Here is a 20,729-nt window from a genome sequence, read left to right as displayed (position 1 = left end):
GAGGGGCGGGGCGCACGCGGGCCCCGCCCCCGTCGCGTGTCAGGAGGCCGTGACGTCTTCCTTGATGACGCGTTCGACGTTGCGCTCCGCCAGCGCCGTGATGGTCACGAACGGGTTGACGCCGATGCTGCCCGGGATGAGCGAGCCGTCGGTCACGTAGAGGTTCTTGTATCCGGCGACGCGGCCGTAGGCGTCGGTGGCCTTGCCGAGGACGCAGCCGCCGAGCGGGTGGTAGCAGAAGTCGTCGGCGAAGGCCTTGACCTGCTTGCCGAACAGGTCGTACCGGTAGATGGTGCCGTTGGCCGCGTTGACGCGGTCGAACAGCGACTTCGCGGCCGCGACCGCCGGCGCGTTCTGGTCCCGGGTCCAGCGCAGCTTGGCGCGGTCCGCGGCGGCGTCGTAGACGAAGGTGCCGCGCTCCGGGTTCTTGGTGATGGCCAGGTAGAGGCTGACCCAGGTCTCGATGCCCGCCGGCAGCGGGGCGATCTCGGCGAAGACGGGGTTGGCCGGGTTGTCCCAGTCGTCGATACCGAGGGCGGGGATCGACGACTGGCCGGCGCCCGTGGGGTTCCACACATGGTTGGCGCGGGCGGTCATGATGTTGCCGTTGGGGCCCCAGCCGCCGCCGATCTCGGAGCTGAGACCGGGCAGGGTGCCGGTCTCCCGGGCGCGCAGCAGCAGTTCGGTGGAGCCGAGGCTGCCGGCGCCGAGGAAGAGGTGGCGGCAGGAGATCTCCTTGGTCGCGAGCGGCTTGCCGTCGGCGTCCTTCTGCTCGACGGTCAGCAGATAGGTGCCGTCGTTCCGCTGACGGATCGTCTTCACCTGGTGCAGGGTCTCGACGGTGACCTTCCCGGTGCCCAGGGCGGCCGCCAGGTAGCTCTTGTCGAGCGAGACCTTGCCGTGGTTGTTGCCGTAGATGACCTCGCCGGCCAGCGCGGACTTCGGCACCGAGCCGTCGGCCTCCCGGCGCATGTAGTCCCAGTCGTAGACGTTGGGTACGAAGGTGGTCTTCAGGCCCGCGTTCTCGGCCTGCTCGCGCGAGACACGCGCGAACCGGTACCAGTCTGTCTGCTCGAACCAGCCCTGGTCGATGTCGTTGACCCGCAGGGTGGAGTTCGCGCGCGGGAAGTACGTGGAGTACATCTCGTCGGCGTCGACCTGGGGCAGCACCTCCTCGAAGTAGGAGCGCCGGGGCGTGACCGCCATGCCGCCGTTGACGAGCGAGCCGCCGCCGACGCCGCGTCCGACGTACACGGACATCTGGTCGAAGTCGACCCGGTCCAGCACCCCCGCGTGGGGGTCGATGTCCCGGTTGACGAGGTCGAGCCAGAGGAAGGAGCCGAGCGGGGCCTCGGTGCGGGTCCTGAACCAGCTGGAGCGCTTGTCGGGCTTGAGCATCCCGCAGAATATGTTTCCGTCCGGGCCGGGCCGGTTCCACAGTTGGCCCATCTCCAGCATCAGGGTGGGCACTCCCGCCTCGCCGAGGCGCAGGGCGGAGACGGCCGCGCCGTACCCGGTGCCGACCACGACGGCGGGGACGAACGTGCCGCCCTGGCCGCCGCTCGTGGTGGCGGCGGCCGCCCGGGTGGCCGCGGTGATCGTGGTCTGCCCCGCGATCGCGGCGGCGCCCAGGGCCGCGAGGCCGAGCATGCGGCGGCGCGACAGAGGCTGGTGTGCGTTCACGCTGTGTGTCTCCTGGGTCGGGGGCAGGGGAACGGGAGGTACGGAGGGGCGGGGGTGCGCGGCGCGGCCGGTGGCGGCCGGGTCCGGAGGCCGGGTCGCGCGGCGCGCGGAGAGGGCGGCACGGCGCGGACGGGGCCGGCGCGGCCCACGCGGAAGGCGGCACGGTGACGCCATTCGAAGAGGGCTGCGGCACGGCCTGGCCGGGGGCACGGCGCGGCCCGCTCACGCCGTGCCGCGGCGGGGCTGCCGGGCGCTCGGTGAGCGCCCGGGGCCCCCGTGCGTGCTCACTTCACGAAGTCGTCCACGACCTCGGGCGGCCAGGTGCCGACCTTGAGCACGCCCATGGAGTAGGCGCGGGAGACCAGCGCCGCGCGGTTGGGCACTTTCAGCTTCCGCAGCAGGCAGGTCACGTGGTACTCGACGCCCTGCCGGCTGAGGTAGAGGCTCGCCGCGAGGGGGACGGTGGAGACCCCGGCGGCGATGCCCTCCAGGATGCGCGCGTCCATGGCGGAGAGGATCTTCTTGCGCCTGGTCACCACGCCGGTCCCCTCGGCGTCCCCGGCCGTGGGCATCATGACCAGGATGGCGGTCGTGTCGGGCAGACCGCCGCGCACCGCGACCGCGGTGAGGGGGACGGTGAAGGCGGACTCGTCGCCGGGTCCCAGGGCGATGACGGGCGTGACGAACCGCTGGTGCTTGCCCTCCAGTAAATTGAAGAATTGTCGTACTAACGGCTGCTGCACGCTCGGGTGCACCACGTCACGGAAATTCCGGCCACATATGTCTTCGGACGAGCTGTTGAACTGCCGGAAGAACTCCTGGTTTGCCTGTTGGATGGTCAGAGTTCTATCGAGACTTGCCATGCACAGGCCCGGAGCTGCAAGTGCTGGACTCAGCAAGAGTGGGCTCCCTGTCGGAAAACTTGACTGCGAATCTTTCGGAGGCTGGTGCGCGGCCGTGACGGCCGTCGGCAGGGGCGCCATCGTCCCTGAGACCAGCAGAATCTCCAGGTGAGAACATCGTGCGTCACCGACCTTGCGGGGTCCTTGCCGAGCCGCTGGCGGTACCTTGCCGCCGCCCGCCATCGTTTTTCGGACCCTCTGTCGGAATACTTGCCCAACACCTGCCGCTTTCTTGCCAATCGATGGCTATCCGCCCGGATCGGCGCTTTCACCGTGTCATGATCCGCAGGGGGGCGGCGTGAGTCCGACCAGCTCCAAACCGGCCCTCAGACAGCCATGCCCGAGAGAACGATGGGGAACGTCATGCCCGCACCTGAGCTCTTACTGAACGTTCTGGGGCCCATGTCGGCGCGACACCACGGGCGTGAGCTGCCACTGGGCCCACCACGCCGCCGGACCCTGCTCGCCCTGTTGCTCATCCGCCTGGGCCGCGTGGTGCCCACCGAACTCCTCGTCGAGGAACTCTGGGGCGACGAAACGCCCCGCCGCGCCGTCGCCACGCTCCAGAGCCACGTCTCCCATCTGCGCCGGGCACTGGAGCCCACGGGTGAATCAGGCCATTTTTCGGTGCTGCGTCACCGGATGCCCGGGTACGTCCTCGACCTCCGCCCCGAGCAGGTCGACGCCTGCCGCTTCGAGAGTCTGGTCACCGACGGCCGGCGACTGCTGGAACAGCGCGATCCGTGCACCGCGCAGGCCCGGCTCACCGAGGCCCTGGGGCTGTGGCGCGGCTCGCCCTACGCCGAGTTCGACAACAATCCCCCGCTGAGCGACGAGTGCGCCCGGCTCGAACAGATCCGGCTCACCGCCGTGGAGTCCTGTGCGGAGGCGCGGCTGGCGCTCGGCGCGGCCGAGGAGGTCGCCGCCGAGCTGGACGGGGAGGCGCGCCGGCATCCCACCCGGGAGCGGCTGGTCGGCCACCTCATGACGGCACTGTCCCAACTGGGGCGGCAGGCCGAGGCGTTGGAGGTGTACGAGCGCACGCGCAGCCATCTGGTCGAGGAGTTCGGCGTGGACACCGCGGCCGAGCTGCGCCGGGTCAGGAACGCGATCCTGCGCCAGGAGCCGGGAGCGAGCGCGCCCTCGAAGGGGCCGGCCGCCGAGCCCCAGGGCGCCACCAGCACGTCGTACGCCCCGCTCGCGCGGAAGGAGTCCGCCGCCCGGGGGACGCCGGGTTCCGGGCACGGCGGGACGCACGACTCCGGGGTGGCCGTCGCCCACACAGGCGGCGCCGGGATCGCCGGGCGCCCGCAGGCACCGGCCGAACCGCCGCCGGGCGCGCGGGCGGACGCCGCCGCCCCGGCCGGTGCGGCCCCCTGGCGGCCCGCGCCCTGGCCGGGGCACGAGCCGGCCACCGCCCCGGGGACCGGTGAGGTCCCGGACCCGGAATCGGGGTGGGCGGCGGTGCCGTCCCCGTTCACCGGCCGCGGCCAGGAACTCGACCGCCTGACCACCGCCGCCGCGAGCGCGGTCGTGGGCCACGGCCATGTGGCCGGTGTGCTCGGCCCCCCGGGCGTCGGGAAGACCCGCTTGTTGCTCGAACTCGCGGCGCGCCTGGAGAACATGGACGCCCAGGACGAGGGCACCGGCCTCGAAGTGGTCTGGGGCCACTGCTTCCCCGGCGAGGGCGTCCCCGCCTACTGGTTGTGGACCCAGGTCCTGCGGCGGCTGTCCGCCACCCGTCCGGACGCCTTCCGGGAGGCGACGAAGCCGTACGGCTCCCTGCTCGCCCCGCTGATGCCGGAGCGGTCGCCGGTCCCCGCCGGCGACACCGGCCGGGCCTCCGACTGGTGCAAGGCCCGCTTCCTCACCCACGACGCCCTCTGCGAGGTGCTGCTCGCCCTCGCCGGGCAACGCCCGCTCGTGCTGCTCCTGGAAGATCTGCAATGGGCGGACACCGCCTCCCTCGACCTGCTCCGGCTGCTGGGCACCCGCTGCCAGGGCCGGCCGCTCGGCATCGTGCTGACCGCGCGGGAGTTCGAGGCCGAGTCGGACACGACGCTGCGCCGGATGGTCTCCGACGTGCTGCGCGGTCCCCGCACCGAGACGCTGCGGCTGGGCGGACTGTCCCGCGCGGCCGTCGGCGCCCTGGTCGAGGCCTACGCGGGAGCCGGCGTGGACCCGGAGGTGATAGAGGTGCTGCACCGGCGCAGCGAAGGCAATCCGTACTTCGTGATGCAGCTGCTCTCCCTCGTGGGTGACGCGCGTAAACTCCACCACCCCAACGCGGTCGGCGCGCTCCTCGCGCACATTCCCGCCGGGGTGCGCGAGGCGCTGCACCAGCGGTTCGCCGCGTTACCCGAGCCGGTGCTCGGGGTGCTCCGGCTGTGCGCCGTCATCGGCGCCGAGGTGGACACGGACCTGCTGCACCGGACCGCGACCCGGGACGAACCGGTCGTCGCCGCGCTCGAGTCGGCCATCCGGGCCGGACTGCTCGGGGAGGACCCGAACCATCCGGGGCGGCTGCACTTCGCGCACGCCCTGGTCCAGGAGACCCTCGTCGACGAGCTGCCCCGGGAGGACCGCCACCTGCTGCACGCCCGGATCGCCGACGCGCTGCGCGCCCGCAGGCGCGGCCAGGTCGGGGACGAGGAGATCGAGCGGGTGGCCCATCACAGCTGGCACGCCAAGAGCGCGCTGCCCGCGGCCGAGGTGCTGCCCCGGCTGCTGCTCGCCGCGGAACACGCCGAGCAGTCCATGGCGTACGAGCAGGTGGAGACCTGGCTGCGCCGCGCGGTGCACCTGGTCGGCTTCCTGCCGCCGGACGACTCGGCCACCGTGCTGCTGGAGCAGAGGCTGCACATCCAGCTCGGCCAAGTGCTCGCCACCACACGCGGTTACGGCCATCACGAGGCGGAGACGGCGCTGTCCCGCGGCCGTGCGCTGAACGCGGCCACGCATGCCCCCGAGGACCCGTCGGTGGTCTGGGCGCTGTGCGCGGCGCACCTGGTCACCGGCCGCTACGACACCTCGCGGCAGCTGTCGGGCCTGCTTCGGGAGCTCTCGCGGCAGACCCGGGAGCCCGTGGCGGCGCTCGGTGCGGCGTACGGCGAGGGCATCGTGCTGCATGTGCGGGGGATGCTGCCGCAGGCACTGGCCGAGCTGGAGCGCGGCGTCGGCATGGCGGACCGGCTGGCCGGCGAGGGTCATGTGCTGGCCCGTACGTTCCAGCACGACCCGCGGGTCTCCTGCCGTTCCTACGACACCTTCACCCACTGGCTCCTCGGTCACCGGGGGACCGCGAGCGCGCGCCGGCGCGAGCTGCTGAACCTCACCGAGTACGAAAGCAGGCCGTCCGACCGCGTGTTCGCGCTGTACGTCGACGGGATCGTGGCGGCCTGGGAGGGCGACGCCCGCACCGCCCTCGTGGCGGCCGACGAGGGCGTACGGGTCGCGGGGCAATACGGCCTGCTGTACTGGAAGGCGATGCTCGGCGTCGTCCAGGGGTGGGGCCTGGCGCACGCGGGGGACCATGACGACGGCCTCGCCCTCATGCAGACCTCGCTGGCCGAACTGGGCCGGTCCAGAACGTCCTTACGGCACCCGCTGCACCTGGGCCTGCTGGGCCAGGCGCAGCATCTGGGCGGCCGGACCGAGGACGCGAGGAACACCTTCCGGGCGTTGCTGGCCGCCGTCGAACAGCGCCGCGAGCGCGTGTACCTCCATCCGGCGCTGCCCGCGACCCCGCTGCTGCACGAACTGCTGGGGCACGGCTCCGTGTCGACGTGACAAGGCAGGAACGGGCGAGCGGCGGCCCCCGTTTTGGGGGAGCCACCGCTCGCGCGGGTGCGGCCGGTGCCGCACGGCCGTCGCCGTTCAGTCCTCGGTGATCGTGACCGCCTGTACCGGGCAGGCCAGGGGCACCTCGCGCACGCGCGGGTCCCCGGCGCCGTCCTCCTGTCCCGGGAGGAGGGCGACGAGCGCGTCGTCGTCCTGGGTGAAGACGCCGGGTGCGGTCATGACGCACTGGCCGGAGCCGATGCACCGGTCGCGGTCGATGGTGATGCGCATGGCGTGGGCCGCTCCTTTCGTTCCGCCGCTGACGCGTGCCCTGTCACCAGGTGACGGGGAGTTCGATCGGGCCCTGGGCGTCGTGGCCGGCCTTGATGGGCACCTCGTCCAGGGGCACGGCCGGCCGCAGGCCGGGGATGCGGGCGAAGAGCGAGCCCAGGGCGATCTCCAGCTCGGCGCGGGCGAGGTTCTGCCCGAGGCACTGGTGGATGCCGTGGCCGAAGCCGACGTGGTGGCGCGCGTTGCGCCGGGCGTCGAAGACGTCGGGGTCCTCGTACGCCCCGGCGTCGCGGTTCATCAGCGTGATGGAGACCAGCACCGCGTCCCCGGCCCTGATGGTCTCGCCGCCGACCTCGATCTCCTGCGTGGCCATCCGGACCAGGTAGTCGGAGACGGAGGTGAACCGCAGCAGTTCCTCGACCGCGCGCGGCACCGCGTCGGGGTCGCTCAGCAGCACGTCGATCTGTTCCGGGTGCTGCATGAGCGTGAGGGCGCCGAGGGCGATGGCGTTGACCGTGGTCTCGTGGCCGGCCACCAGCAGGACCAGCGCGATCATGACCACCTCGTCGTGGTCCAGCCCGCCCTCCTCCAGCTGGCGGGCGATCAGCTCGTCGAGCAGGCCGTCACCGGGCTCGGCCTGCTTCTTGGCGACCAGGCCGTGCAGGTACGTGTACAGCTGGGCGAAGGCCGCGTCGGCCTCCGCCGATGTAGCGGCGCCCACGAAGTCGCGGGAGCACTCCTCGAAGAAGTCGTGGTCGCCGTAGGGGACGCCGAGCAGTTCGCAGATGGCCATGGAGGGCACCGGCAGCGCGAAGGCCGACACCAGGTCGACGACCGGCCCCTTCGCCAGCATGTCGTCCAGGAGCCGGTCCACCAGGCCCTGGAGCCTGGGGCGGATCGCGTTCATGCGTTTGACGCCGAAGCTCGGGATGAGCATGCGGCGCTGCCGGGCGTGCAGCGGGTCGTCGACGCCGATCAGCGGGAACGCGAGCCCGCCGCGGCCCTCGGTGCGCCGGACGACGACCGGGAAGACCGGGTGCCCCCAGTCGGAGGACAGCCGGGGGTCGGCGAGCAGCGCGCGGCCCTCGGCGTGCCCGGTGATCAGCCACGCCGGCCGCCCGTCGAAGAGCGTGACCCGGGTCAGCGGGCCGTCGCCCCGCCACCGCGTGTAGGCCTCCGGCGGCTGGTAGGGGCAGGTCCGGTCCTGTGGGAAGGGCGGGGCCGACGGCGCGGAGCGGCTGATGTCGGTCTCGGTCATATCGTGCCTTTCGGGCGGTCGGCGGTGCGGTCGTTCAGCGGTTCGTGCGGGGCCGCGGGGAGCCGGCGGGGTTCACCAGGTGACGGGCAGCTCGTGGACGCCGTAGAAGACCATGTCGGTGCGGAAGCGCAGCTCCGAGACGGGCTTGGCCAGGCGCAGGGTCGGGAAGCGCCGGAACAGGCTCTCGAAGACGATCTGCAGCTCGATGCGGGCGAGTTGCTGGCCGATGCACTGGTGCGCGCCGAAGCCGAACGCGAGGTGCGGGGCGGGGCGGCGGGTGATGTCGAAGCGTTCCGGGTCGTCCACGAACGCGGGGTCGAAGTCGGCGGCGAGGACGTGCGCGACGACCTGCTCGCCCGCGGCGATGCGCACGCCGCCGAGTTCCACGTCCCGGGTGGCGACGCGCTCGCCGCCGAACTGGCCGATGGTGAGGTAGCGCAGCAGCTCCTCCACCGCGTTGCCGACCAGCGACGGGTCCTCGCGCAGCAGGGCCAGCTGGTCGGGGCGGTCGAGGAGCAGGGCCGCGCCGAGGCCGATCATGCAGGCGGTGGTGTCGTGGGCGGCGATCAGCAGGGTGCCGGCGGCGTTCATGAGGAACATGTCGTCGACGACGCCGTCGGGGTCCTCGGTGGTGATCAGCGCCGAGATCAGGTCGTCCCCTGGGGTGTCGCGGCGCTCTTGGACGAGCTGGTACAGCAGCCCGCCCAGCCGCATGCCGGCGGCCTCGGTGGCGGCGGCGTCCTGGTCGACCCGCATCATCGCCTCGGCGATCTCCTGGAACTCCGCCCGGCGTTCGACCGGGACGCCGAACAGGTCGGAGATCACCATGGAGGGCACCGGATTGGCGAAGGTCTTCACCAGGTCGACCGGGCCGCCCCGCGCCTCGATCGCGTCGAGGTGTTCGTCGACGATGCGCTGGATGTTCGGCCGTAACGCCTGCATGCGGCGGACGGTGAACTCCTTGGCGAGCAGCTTGCGGTCCGCGGTGTGCTCCGGCTCGTCCTGCCACAGCAGGCTGCCGCGGCCGGGCTTCTGGGTGACGACGCCGTCCTGGGTGTGCAGCGCGTAAGGCACCCGGACACTGAAGGACGGGTCGCGCAGCAGGGCGCGGACCTCCTCGTAGCCGGTCACCAGCCAGGCCTCGTGGCCGCTGGTGAAGGTGGCCCGGGTCACCGGGGCGGCTGCCCGGACGTCGGCGATGCCGTCCGGCGGCAGGAACGGGCAGCTGCGGGCCTTGGGCACGGCGGGGGCGGGCTCGGGCATGACTCTCCTAGCGCTGGTGGGAGGGGGTTGGGGACGGCCGGGTCAGGCCGCGGCGAGTTCGACCGAGGTCTCGCCGCGCCGGGGCGCGTTCACGAGGACGGCCATGTTCCCGGAGGGGTGCACGTTGTCGTGCATCATCTGGTGCATGCGCCCGACGTCCTGGAAGCCCTCGCAGGCGGACAGGCAGGGGTCGAGCATGCCGGCGCCGACGAGGTTGATGACCTCGCGGCACTCGCGGGCGTCCGCGTAGTGCGAGCCCTGGAGGCGCTTGGAGCGCATCCACAGGTGGCGCAGGTCGACGTCCCCGTTGTAGCCGGAGGTACCGCCGCAGATCACCACCATGCCGGCGTTGTCGCACAGGTACATCGAGGTCGGCAGGGTGTCCTGGCCGCTGTGTTCCAGCACGATCCGCGGGGACTTGCGCTCGCCGAGGATCTCCCAGATCCTCTTGCCGACCCCGCGGGCGCCGCGCAGGAACCGTGCCGAGGCCTCGGCGTCCCCGACGTCGGGCAGCCGGCCCCAGTGGTCGAAGTCGCGGCGGTCGATGGTGCCCGCCGCGCCGAGGCGGCGGCAGTACGCGGAGCGGTCCTCGCTGGAGACGACGGCGATCGGGATGCCGCCGGCCAGCTTCACGAGCTGGATGGCCATGGAGCCGAGGCCGCCCGCGCCGCCCCAGATCAGCACGGGGTCGCCGGGGCGGACCGTGTGGCCCTGCCAGCCGAACAGCTGCCGGTAGGCGGTGGGCCCGGTCAGCAGGAAGGCGGCGGACTCCTCCCAGGTCAGATGGGCGGGCTTGGGGTGGCACTGGTACTCGTCGACGCGGCAGAACTGGGCGAAGGAGCCGTAGTTGGTCTCGTAGCCCCAGGCCCTGATGCTCTCCGAGGCCAGCGGGTCCCTGCCGAGGCGGATGTCGGCGGCGGTTTCGTCCCACTGGCCGCTGGTGACCAGTACGTGGTCACCGACCTTGACGTTGCGGACGCCCGCGCCGACGGCCCACACCACGCCGGAGGCCTCCGAGCCGCCGATGTGGAAGTCCTCGGGCCGGCCCTGGCGCTGCCGCATCCCGATGACGTCGACCGGTTTGCCCAGCGAGGACCACACGTTGTTGTAGTTGATGCCGGCGGCCATCACGTAGACCAGCACCTGTCTCCGGCCGACGGCCGGGGTGTCGACGACCTCGGTGCGGAACGCCTGCTTCGGCTCGCCGAAGCGTTCCTGACGGATCACCGAGGCGTACATCCGGCCCGGGACCTCACCGAGCGGCGGGGTCTCGCCGATCTCGTAGAGAGCCTTCGTCATGATTTCTCTCCCACGTCTGCTCTGTCGGGGTCTTGGGGTGCTCGCGGTGGTCGCGGGCGGGTCATGCGGTCGTCGTCGCGTCCGGCGGCACGGCGGGGCCGGTGCGGCCGGTGACGGTGTCCGCGAGCCAGGTGTCCACGGCCGCGGCGGTGGTGGCGGCGTGGTCCTCCAGCATCGAGTAGTGGTCGCCGGGCACTTCGACGGTCGTGTCCACGTGCTCGGGCGGTGCGGCGCGGCCGTCGCCGTCCACGGGGGTGTCGGCCGGCATGGCCTCGCTCGCCCGCACGAGGAGGGTCGGCGCGGCGATCCGCGGCGCGTCCCACTCGTCGAACAGGCGCATGTAATGGCCCATCGCGGTGAGTTGCTCGCCGCCGGACTTCATGAAGTCCAGGCGCCGCGACTGGGCCTGGGCCATCGCGTTGAGCACCTGGTGGTCGAAGGGGATCTCGCGGCTGAAGCTGTCGACCATCACCACGGCCGCGGGCGGCTCGCCCATGGCCTCCAGGTGTGCCGCCACGCCGTGGGCGATCCAGCCGCCCGAGGAGTAGCCGAGCAGGACGACGGGCTTGCCGCCCGCGCGCTCCCGTACGGTCCGCGCGTGCAGCAGGAGCACGGCGTCCGGGTCGGACGGGACCGGCTCGGCCTGCTCGTAGCCGGGGTTGACCAGCGCCCACACGTCCAGCCGGCCGCGGAAGGGGGCGGCGAACCGGGCGTACTGGTGGGCGCCGGCCGGTACGACGTACGGCGAGACGCACATCAGCGTGACGGGGCCCTCGCCGTGTGACAGCCGTACCGGGGCGGGCGGCTCGGTCAGTTCGCCGGGCCGGTCGAACGAGGGCCGGAAGCGGGCGGCGTCCATCAGCATGCCCATGGCCTCGGCGGCCGTCCCGGTCTCGCTGGCGTGCCGGTAGAGCTGGACCAGCAGGTCGGCGGGCCGCTCCGGCGTGCCGCCGCCGGTGTCCCCGAGCCGGGTCAGCAGGTGCTTGGCGAGCCTGGCGGGCGTGGGGTGGTCGAAGGCCAGTCCGGCGGGCAGCCGCAGACCGGTCGTCGCCGCCAGGCGCCGGCGCAGGTCGATCGCGGTGAGCGAGTCGAAGCCGAGTTCCAGGAAGTGCGCGGTGGGCCCCACGTCCTCGGCCGACGTGTGGCCGAGGACCACGGCGCTCTGCGCACGGATGTGCTCCAGCAGCCACTCCTCCCGCTCGGCCGGGGCGAGCGCGGCGAGTTCGGGCGCGGGGCCCGCGCCGTCGCCGGTCTCCGCGTCGGCGGTCCGCTCCGCCGCCAACAGCCGCTGTACGTCGGGCAGTTCGCTCAGCAGTGGGCTGGGCCGGGCCACGGTGAAGGCGGGCAGGAACTTCTCCCAGTCGATCGGGGCGACGGTGAGGGCGGCCTCGTCGTGCCCGACGGCCCGGTGCAGGGCCGAGATCGCGAGTTCGGGGGGCATGACGCCGAGGCCCCGCCGCTCGCCGCGCTCCTGGACCGTGTCGTCGACCATGCCGCCGCCCGCCCAGCCGCCCCAGGCGACCGAGGTCGCGGTCAGGCCCCGGGCCCGCCGCCGCAGTGCGAGGGCGTCGAGGAAGGCGTTGGCGCAGGCGTAGGAGGCCTGGCCGCCGCTGCCCCAGACGCCGGCGCCGGAGGCGAACAGGACGAACGCGTCCAGCTCGCGGCCGTCGAGCAGTTCGTCCAGGTTGCGGGCGCCGGTGACCTTGGCGGCCGCGGCTTCGGCGAACTCGTCGAGGTGCGCGTCGGCCAGCAGGGAGGAGCGTGCCGTGCCGGCGGCGTGCAGCACCGCGGTGAGGGGGTGCCGGGCCTCGATGCCGGCGAGCAGCCGGGCGAGCGCGTCGCGGTCGGCGATGTCGCAGGCGGCGATGGTCACTTCGGCGCCCAGGGCGGTCAGCTCCGCGCGCAGTTCCCGGGCGCCGGGGGCGTCGGGCCCGCGCCGGCTCGTGAGCACCAGGTGCCGGGCTCCCGCGCCGGCCAGCCAGCGGGCGAGGTGCCGGCCCACGCCGCCCGTTCCGCCGGTGACCAGGACGGTGCCGCGCGGCCGCCAGGGGGTCGTGGGCTCCGTGTCGGCGGGCCGTGCCCGGACCAGGCGGCGGGCGTACACGCCGTCGGCACGGACGGCGAGCTGGTCCTCGTCGTGCTGGGCCAGCACTCCGGCCAGGCGGCGCAGCGCGTGCTCGTCCGGCTTCGCGGGCAGGTCCACGAGTCCGCCCCAGCGCCGGGGCAGTTCCAGCGCGGCGACGATGCCGAGGCCCCACAGCTGTGCCTGACCGGCGTCGAACAGCGGGTCGCCGGCCCCGGTGGAGACGGCGCCGCGGGTCGCGCACCACAGCGGTGCCTCGATGCCGGCGTCGCCGAGCGCCTGGACCAGGGTGACGGTGGTGGCGAGGCTCGCGGACAGCGTCGGGTGGGCCGGGTGGCTGCCGGGGGCGAGGCCGAGCAACGACAGGACGCCCGCGGGCCGTTCGCCGTCGAGTTCCTCGGTGAGCCGGTGCGCGGCTGCCGCGCGGTCGCAGTCGACGGGGAGTTCGACGACCCGCACCTTGGCGCCGTGGGCGCCGAGCACGCCGACGACGCAGGGCGCCCACTGTTCGTCCGCCCGTCCGGCGGGGAGGACGGCGAGCCAGGGGCCTTCCAGGTCGGGTGCCGGGTGGTCGGTGAGCCGCCGGAAGCGGACGCGGTAACGCCAGCCGTCCACCGTGGACTTCTCCCGGCCGCGTCGGCGCCACGCGGACAGCGCCGGCAGCGCCGGGGCGACGAGGGCGGCGGCGTCGGGCCCGAACTCGTCGGTGAGGGCGGGCAGGTCCGCGTTCTCCACCAGGTGCCAGAACCCGGCCTCGACGGGATCGGTGCCCGCGGGCACCGAGTCGGCGCTCTCCAGCCAGTACCGCTGCCGCTGGAACGCGTACGTCGGCAGTTCCACACGCCGTACCGGACGCCCGGCGAAGGGCACCGTCAGGTCCACGGACACGCCGTTCACGTGCAGTTCGGACGCGGAGCGCAGGAAGCGGTCCAAGCCGCCCCGGCCCCTGCGCAGCGAGCCGCCGGTGACCGCCTCGGCGTCGGCCTCCTCCGCGATCTCCTGCACCGCGTCGGCCAGCAGCGGGTGCGGGCTGCACTCGACGAACGTCCCGTGCCCGTCGGCCAGCAGCGTCCGTACGGTCGCCTCGAACTCGACCGTGTGCCGCGCGTTGCGGTACCAGTACTCGGCGTCCAGGGCGGTGGTGTCCAGGAGGGTGCCGGTCACGGTGGAGTAGAAGGGGATGTCCGCGGCGGTCGGTGCGACCGGGGCGAGCAGGTCGAGGAGTTCGGGGCGCAGGCTTTCGACCTGGGCGGAGTGCCCGGCGCCGGTGGCGCCGCGCACCTTGCGCACGCGTACGCCCTCGGCCTCCAGTTCCGCCAGGAGCGCGTCGACCGCGTCGGGTTCCCCGGTGACGGTCAGGGCGGCGGGCCCGTTCACGGCGGCGACCGCGAGCCGGTCGCCGTACTTCTCCAGCCGCGCGCGGGCCTGCTCGGCGGGCATGGCGACCGCGAGCATGGCGCCCTTGCCGATGAGCTTGGTCAGCGAGCGGCTGCGCAGGGCCACGATCCGCGCCGCGTCGTCCAGGGTCAGGGCGCCCGCGACGTACGCGGCGGCGACCTCGCCCTGTGAGTGGCCGACGACGGCTGCGGGCGTCAGGCCGTAGGAACGCCACAGGGCCGCCAGCGACACCATCACCGCGAACAGGGCGGGCTGGGCGACCTCCACCTCGGCGACGCTCGGCGCGTCCGGTTCGGCGCGCAGGACGTCGAGCAGCGGCCAGTCGAGGTAGGGGGCGAACGCCTCGGCGCAGGCGCGCGCCTGTTCGGCGAAGGCCGGGGCGGTGTCCAGGAGTTCGCGGGCCATCTCCGGCCACTGGGAACCGTGCCCGGGGAAGACGAAGGCGACCTTGCCGCGGGCCGTGGCGGTGCCCTGTACCACGGTGTCGGCGGGCCGGCCGTCGGCGAGCGCCGCGAGCCCGGCCCGCAGCTCCTGCCGGTCGTGGCCGACGACCACGGCCCGCTGCTCCAGCCGGGCGCGTGTGGTGAGGAGGGTGTGACCGATGTCGGCCGGGGCGAGGTCCTCGGCGCGGTCGAGGTGGTCCAGCAGCCGGCGGGCCTGCGCGCGCAGGGCCCGGACGCTCTTCGCGGACAGCGCCCAGGGGAGGGCCTGGGGTGCCGAGGGGGCGTGGGCGTCGGCGGTGGGCGCGGGGAGTGTCGAAGGGGTGTGGCCGTCGCCGGTGGCGGGCGCCGGGTGTGTCTCGGGGGCCTGTCCCCCGGTGGCGGGTGCCGGGGGCGTCTCGGGGGCCTGTTCGATGATGGTGTGCACGTTGGTGCCGCTCAGTCCGAACGAGGAGAGGGCGGCGCGCCGGGGCCTGTCCTGGTCGGGCCAGGCGGTCTGCTCGGTGAGCAGGCGCACGGTGCCGCTGGACCAGTCGACGTCCGGGGTGGGCTCGTCGACGTGCAGGGTCCGGGGCAGGACGCCGTGGCGCATGGCCATCACCATCTTGATGACGCCGCCGACACCCGCGGCGGCCTGCGCGTGCCCGATGTTCGACTTCAGCGAGCCGAGCCACAGCGGCCGGTCCCCGGCGCGTTCCCTGCCGTAGGTGGCCAGCAGTGCCTGTGCCTCGATCGGGTCGCCGAGCCGGGTTCCGGTGCCGTGGGCCTCCACGGCGTCCACCTCGTGCGGCGCGAGCCGGGCGTTGGCCAGTGCTTGCCGGATGACCTGCTGCTGGGCCCTGCCGCTGGGCGCGGTCAGGCCGTTGGAGGCGCCGTCCTGGTTGACCGCGCTGCCCCGGACGACGGCCAGTACCCGGTGTCCGTTGCGTCGTGCGTCGGACAGCCGCTCCACCAGGACCAGGCCCACGCCCTCGGCGAAGCCGGTGCCGTCGGCGGATGAGGAGAACGCCTTGCAGCGGCCGTCGGCGGACAGGGCGCGCTGCCGGCTCGACATCGTGAACGCGGACGGTCCGGTCATCACCATGACGCCGCCGGCCAGCGCCATGGCGCACTCGCCGTTCCGCAGTGCCTGCACGGCGAGGTGGAGGGCGGTCAGCGAGGACGAGCACGCGGTGTCGACGGTGACGGAGGGCCCTTGCAGGCCGAAGGCGTAGGAGAGGCGGCCGGAGATCACGCTGGCCGCGTTGCCGCTGGGGAGGTAGCCCTCGACGCCGTCGGGGACCTTGAGCGGGCGGCCGGTGTAGTCCTGGTAGCCGGAGCCGACGAAGACGCCCGTGGCGGTGGAGCGCATCGCGTCGGGCGCGATCCCGGCACGCTCGAAGGCTTCCCAGGTGGTCTCCAGGAGCAGGCGCTGCTGCGGGTCCATGGCGACGGCCTCGCGCGGGCTGATGCCGAAGACCGTGGGGTCGAACTCGTCGGCGTCGTGCAGGAATCCGCCGTGGACGGTGTAGGTGGTGCCGGGGTGGTCGGGGTCCGGGTGGTAGAGCGCCTCGACGTCCCAGCCGCGGTTGCCGGGGAAGCGGGAGATCGCGTCGCGGCCGGTGGCGACCAGTTCCCACAGGTCCTCGGGCGAGCGCACGTCGCCGGGGTAGCGGCAGGCCATCGCGATGATGGCGATCGGTTCGTCCAGCACGGCGCCGGCCGCCGCTTCGGTGGCCGGCTCGGCCCGGTCGCCGGTGAGTTCGGCGACCAGGTGGGCGGCCAGGTCGGCCGCCGTGGGGTGGTCGAAGACCAGCGTCGTGGGCAGGACGAGCCCGGTGGCCCCGTTGAGCCGGTTGCGCAGTTCCACGGCGGTGAGGGAGTCGAAGCCGAGGTCCCGGAAGGGCCGGTCGGCGTCGACGGCGCCCGCCGTGCGGTGGCCGAGGACGGCGGCGGCGTGCGTGCGCACGAGCTCCACCAGGGTGCGGGTGCGGTCCTCGGGCGGCAGTCCGGCGAGGTGCTCGGCGAGCGCCCCAAAGCCGTGCCCCTCCTCGGGGGCGTCCTCGGCGAGCGTCGCGCGCACCTCGGGCAGGTCGCCGAGGAGCGGGCTGGGCCGGCCGAGGGTGAACGGCACGATGAAGCGGGCCCAGTCGACGTCGGCCACGGTCAGCTGGGTCTCGTCACGGTCGAGCGCGCGCTGTAGCGCCGTGATCGCCGCCGCGGGGGGCATCGTGCGCAGGCCGCGGCGGCGAAGCCGCTCCTCGTCGTCGCCGTCCTCGACCATGCCGCCGTCGGCCCAGGGGCCCCAGGAGACGGCGGTGGCGGTCAGGCCGCGGGCGCGGCGCCGCCGGGCGAGGGCGTCGAGGAAGGCGTTGCCCGCGGCGTAGGCGCCCTGGCCGCCGCTGCCCCAGACGCCGGAGATGGAGGAGAAGAGCACGAAGGCGTCGAGTTCCCGGTCGCCCAGCAGTTCGTCCAGGTGTGCCGCGCCGCCGGCCTTGGCGGCGAGCGCGGCGGTGAAGGCGGCCGGGGTGGTGGCGTCCACGAGCCCGGCGTCGGCGACCCCGGCGGCGTGCACGACGGCGGTGAAGGTGTGCCCGGCGAGCAGGGCGGCGACGGCGGCGCGGTCGGCGATGTCGCAGGCGGCGAGGGTGACCCGGGCGCCGAGCGCCTCCAGTTCGCCGCGCAGGGCGGCGGCGCCCGGGGCGTCCGCGCCCCGGCGGCTGGTGAGGACAAGGTGTTCGGCCCCGCCGCGCGCCAGCCAGCGGGCGACATGGCTACCCAGCGCGCCCGTGCCGCCGGTGACGAGGACGGTGCCGCGGGGCTGCCAGCGGCGGGTGGCGGCGCGGGCCGGCGCGTGGGCGAGCCGCCGGGCGTGGACGCCGGAGGCGCGGACGGCGAGCTGGTCCTCCGCCCACCGGCCCGTCCGGCCCGCGGCCCGTGGGCCTGTCCCGTCGCTCTGCCGTCGGGTCGTCAGCGCGCGTCCCAGTACATCGGCGAGGTGTCCGGCGGCCTGGGCGTCGAGGGTCTGCGGCAGGTCGATCAGGCCGCCCCAGCGCCGGGGCTGTTCCAGGGCGACGGTGCGGCCGAGGCCCCAGACCTGGGCGTGCCGGGCGTCGCGTACGGTGTCGGAGCCGCCGACGGCCACCGCGCCCGAGGTGAGGCACCACAGCGGGGCGTCGGTCCCGGCGTCGCCCAGGGCCTGGACGAGCAGCAGGGTGGGCAGCACCGGGTCATCGGTGAGGAGCAGGGACAGCACGCCGTCCACCGGCCCGATCTCCGCCAACTCCCGTGCCAGTGCGGTCCGTTCATGTGTCGCGTCGACGACCAGTGTCTTCAGGGTGGCGCCGCGAGCGGTGAGCACGGCACGGACGGCGGCGGTCTGCTCGTCCTCCTCTTGCGGCAGGGCCAGCAGCCAGGTGCCGCCGGGGCCGGTGGGGGCGAGCCGGGGCAGGCGCTGCCAGGACTCGTGGTAGCGCCAGCCGTCCACGGCGGCTCGCTCCCTGCGCTGCCGCCGCCAGGACGAGAGCCTGGGCACCACCTCGCCGAACGTGTCCCCCGCATCGACGTCCAGCGTCTGCGCGAGGGCCGCCAAATCCTCACGCTCCACCGTCTCCCAGAACTCCGCCTCCACCGGGTCCACCACGGCGGCGACAGGCTCCGGCGGCTTGACCCAGTACCGCTCGTGCTGGAAGGCGTACGTCGGCAGACCGGTCCTGCGCGCACCCGCGAAGAACACCTTCCAGTCCACCGGCACGCCACGCGTGTGCAGTTGGGCCAGGCCCGTCACCAGCGCCGACCGCTCAGAGCGGTCACCACGAAGGAGGGGCACGGTGACGACGTCCTCCAGGCAGCCCTGCGCCATGCCGCTCAGGACTCCACCCGGACCGATCTCCACATAGACCCGGACTCCGAGGTCGTGCAGGGTCTCGATGCCGTCGGCGAACCGGACCGCCTCACGCACATGCCGCACCCAGTACTCCGGGGTGTACGACTCGACCAGAGCACCCGTCAGGTTCGAAACGACAGGAACCTTCGGTTCGTTGAACACCAGCCCGCCGACGACGCGGGCGAACTCCTCCAGCATCGGCTCCATCAGCGGCGAGTGGAACGCGTGACTGACCTTCAACCGGGACGTCTTACGGCCCTGTCGGGCGAAGTCCCCGGCGATCGCCAGGACCGCCGCCTCGGTCCCGGAGATCACCACCGAGGAGGGCCCGTTGACGGCGGCGACGGTCACCTCCTCGGTGAGGTGGGGCAGCACTTCCGCTTCCGTGGCCTGTACGGCGACCATCGCGCCGCCCGCGGGCAGGGCCTGCATCAGCGCGGCGCGCGCGGAGACCAGCTTCGCCGCGTCGTCCAAGGACAGCGCACCAGCCACGTGCGCCGCCGCGATCTCCCCCACGGAGTGGCCCACGACGACATCGGGCCGCACCCCCCAGGATTCGAGGAGGCGGAACAGCGCCACCTCCACCGCGAAGAGCGCGGGCTGGGCACACCCGGTCCGGTGCAGCGACTCGGCATCCACATCCACCGGTGCGTCCAGACGCGCGCACACCTCGTCGTAGGCGGCGGCGAACACGGGGTACGCCGCGTACAGTTCGCGCCCCATGCCGAGGCGTTGTGAGCCCTGGCCGGAGAAGAGGAAGCCGGTCTTGCCGCCGGTCGGATGCCCCCGCAGCACCCGTGCCGACGGGGTTCCGCCGGCCAACTCCTCAAGTGCGGCGACGAGTTCTGCTCGGTCCTCGCCCACGATCGCGGCCCGGTGGCGCATGGCCGCGCGGGTCGTGGCCAGCGACAGCCCGATGTCCTGCGGCGGGGCCTCAGTCCGCGCGAGGGTCAGCAGCCGGGCGGCCTGGTCCCGCAGTGCCGCGTCGCTCCGGGCGGAGAGCACCCACGCCAGGGGGCCGTCGGCGGGGCTCTGGTCGGGCTCCTCGAACGGGGTCGGCGGTGCCTGTTCGAGGATGGTGTGGGCGTTGGTGCCGCTGACCCCGAAGGACGAGACGGCGGCCCGGCGCGGGTGGTCGGTCTCCGGCCAGTCGACGGCCTCGGTCAGCAGCCGTACCGCGCCCGCCGACCAGTCCACGTGCGGCGACGGCTCATCCGCGTGCAGGGTCCGCGGCAGCACTCCGTGCCGCATCGCCAGCACCATCTTGATCACACCGGCCACACCCGCGGCCGCCTGCGCGTGCCCGATGTTCGACTTCAACGAGCCAAGCCACAGCGGCCGTTCACGGTCCTGGCCGTAGGTCGCGAGGAGTGCCTGCGCCTCGATCGGGTCGCCCAGCGTCGTGCCCGTGCCGTGCGCCTCCACGGCGTCGACCTGGGCGGGAGACAGACCGGCCGAGGCCAGCGCCTGCCGGATCACCCGCTGCTGCGCGGGACCGTTGGGCGCCGTCAGACCGTTCGACGCACCGTCCTGGTTCACGGCGCTGCCCCGCACGACGGCCAGTACCTCGTGCCCGTTCCTGCGGGCGTCGGACAGCCGCTCCACCAGGAGCATGCCCACGCCCTCCGCCCAGCCCGTGCCGTCCGCGCCGGCGCCGAACGCCTTGCAGCGGCCGTCGGGGGCCAGCCCGCGCTGCCGGCTGAACTCCACGAACGCGGTCGGGGTGGTCATCACCATCACGCCGCCGGCGAGCGCCATCGAGCACTCGCCGCCGCGCAGCGCCTGGATCGCCCAGTGCAGGGCCACCAGCGAGGACGAGCAGGCCGTGTCGACGGTGACGGCGGGACCCTCCAGGCCGAAGGTGTAGGCGATGCGACCGGACATCACACTGGCGGAGTTGCCGGTCCCGAGATGGCCGTCGGACTCACCGCCCAGCCCGACCAGGAGGTTGACGTAGTCCTGGTAGCCGGAGCCGACGAAGACACCGGTACGACTGCCCCGCACCGACTCCGCGTCGATGCCCGCCCGCTCGAACGCCTCCCACGTCGTCTCCAGCAGCAACCGCTGCTGCGGATCCATCGCCACGGCCTCGCGCGGACTGATCCCGAAGAACCCCGCGTCGAACTCCCCCGCCTCGTACAGGAATCCACCCCGGCGCGCGTACGTCTTCCCCGCCGCTGCCGGGTCCGGGTCGTAGATGCCGTCCACGTCCCAGCCGCGGTCCGCGGGGAAGTCACCGACCGCGTCGCCGCCGGACACCACCAGCCGCCACAGGTCCTCCGGCGACCGCACCCCACCCGGATACCGGCACGCCATGCCGACGATCGCGACGGGGTCCCGGTCCTTCTCCTCGACCTCGCGCAGGCGCTCCCGGACCTGTCGCAGGTCTCCGGTGACGCGCTTGAGATACTCGAGAAGCCTGTCTTCGTTGCTGCTCATTCGCCTCATCCGTCCTCGGCTGTCGTCA

8 protein-coding genes are annotated in these 20,729 nt (G+C 73.6%); 1 reads left to right on the top strand and 7 read right to left on the bottom strand.

From position 1 onward, the window contains the following. Positions 1 to 39: 39 nt before the first annotated feature. Together BLW85_RS34360 and BLW85_RS34355 are read right to left on the bottom strand one after the other, a co-directional pair. Complete coding sequence (locus tag BLW85_RS34360; RefSeq protein WP_074996319.1) at positions 40 to 1,650, bottom strand: GMC oxidoreductase; 1,611 nt, start codon at positions 1,648 to 1,650, stop codon at positions 40 to 42. Between the two features lie 317 nt (positions 1,651 to 1,967). Beyond that, the gene (locus BLW85_RS34355) at positions 1,968 to 2,546 is read right to left on the bottom strand and encodes a LuxR C-terminal-related transcriptional regulator (protein WP_070023143.1); all 579 of its coding nucleotides are present in this window, start codon (positions 2,544 to 2,546) and stop codon (positions 1,968 to 1,970) included. Positions 2,547 to 2,987: 441 nt separating this feature from the next. Between BLW85_RS34355 and BLW85_RS34350 the strand changes: the two genes are divergently transcribed. Continuing rightward, a complete protein-coding gene (locus BLW85_RS34350) occupies positions 2,988 to 6,374 on the top strand; it encodes an ATP-binding protein (RefSeq protein WP_074995155.1) in 3,387 nt (1,128 codons plus the stop codon). A gap of 87 nt (positions 6,375 to 6,461) precedes the next feature. Here the strand turns inward: BLW85_RS34350 and BLW85_RS34345 are convergent, their stop codons facing one another. The 5 genes from BLW85_RS34345 to BLW85_RS34325 all read right to left on the bottom strand — a co-directional run bounded on the left by BLW85_RS34345 (position 6,462) and on the right by BLW85_RS34325 (position 20,701). Next, positions 6,462 to 6,656 (bottom strand): ferredoxin, encoded by a 195-nt coding sequence (locus BLW85_RS34345; protein WP_070023132.1) that lies wholly within the window; start codon positions 6,654 to 6,656, stop codon positions 6,462 to 6,464. A gap of 43 nt (positions 6,657 to 6,699) precedes the next feature. After that, entirely contained in the window at positions 6,700 to 7,914 is a 1,215-nt protein-coding gene (locus tag BLW85_RS34340; protein ID WP_070023131.1) for a cytochrome P450, read from the bottom strand. Between the two features lie 72 nt (positions 7,915 to 7,986). Next, complete coding sequence (locus BLW85_RS34335) at positions 7,987 to 9,177, bottom strand: cytochrome P450 (protein WP_074995152.1); 1,191 nt, start codon at positions 9,175 to 9,177, stop codon at positions 7,987 to 7,989. Positions 9,178 to 9,219: 42 nt separating this feature from the next. Further along, positions 9,220 to 10,476 carry a crotonyl-CoA carboxylase/reductase gene (gene ccrA, locus BLW85_RS34330; RefSeq protein WP_074995150.1) on the bottom strand — a complete coding sequence of 419 codons (1,257 nt, stop codon included), beginning with the start codon at positions 10,474 to 10,476 and terminating at the stop codon, positions 9,220 to 9,222. A gap of 61 nt (positions 10,477 to 10,537) precedes the next feature. Further along, positions 10,538 to 20,701 (bottom strand): type I polyketide synthase, encoded by a 10,164-nt coding sequence (locus tag BLW85_RS34325; RefSeq protein WP_074995148.1) that lies wholly within the window; start codon positions 20,699 to 20,701, stop codon positions 10,538 to 10,540. Positions 20,702 to 20,729: the final 28 nt, after the last annotated feature.

Source organism: Streptomyces misionensis (assembly GCF_900104815.1).
Taxonomy (GTDB): domain Bacteria; phylum Actinomycetota; class Actinomycetes; order Streptomycetales; family Streptomycetaceae; genus Streptomyces; species Streptomyces misionensis.
The sequence above is the reverse complement of the archived record's forward strand: the minus strand, read 5'-3'. Positions and strand labels throughout refer to the sequence as shown.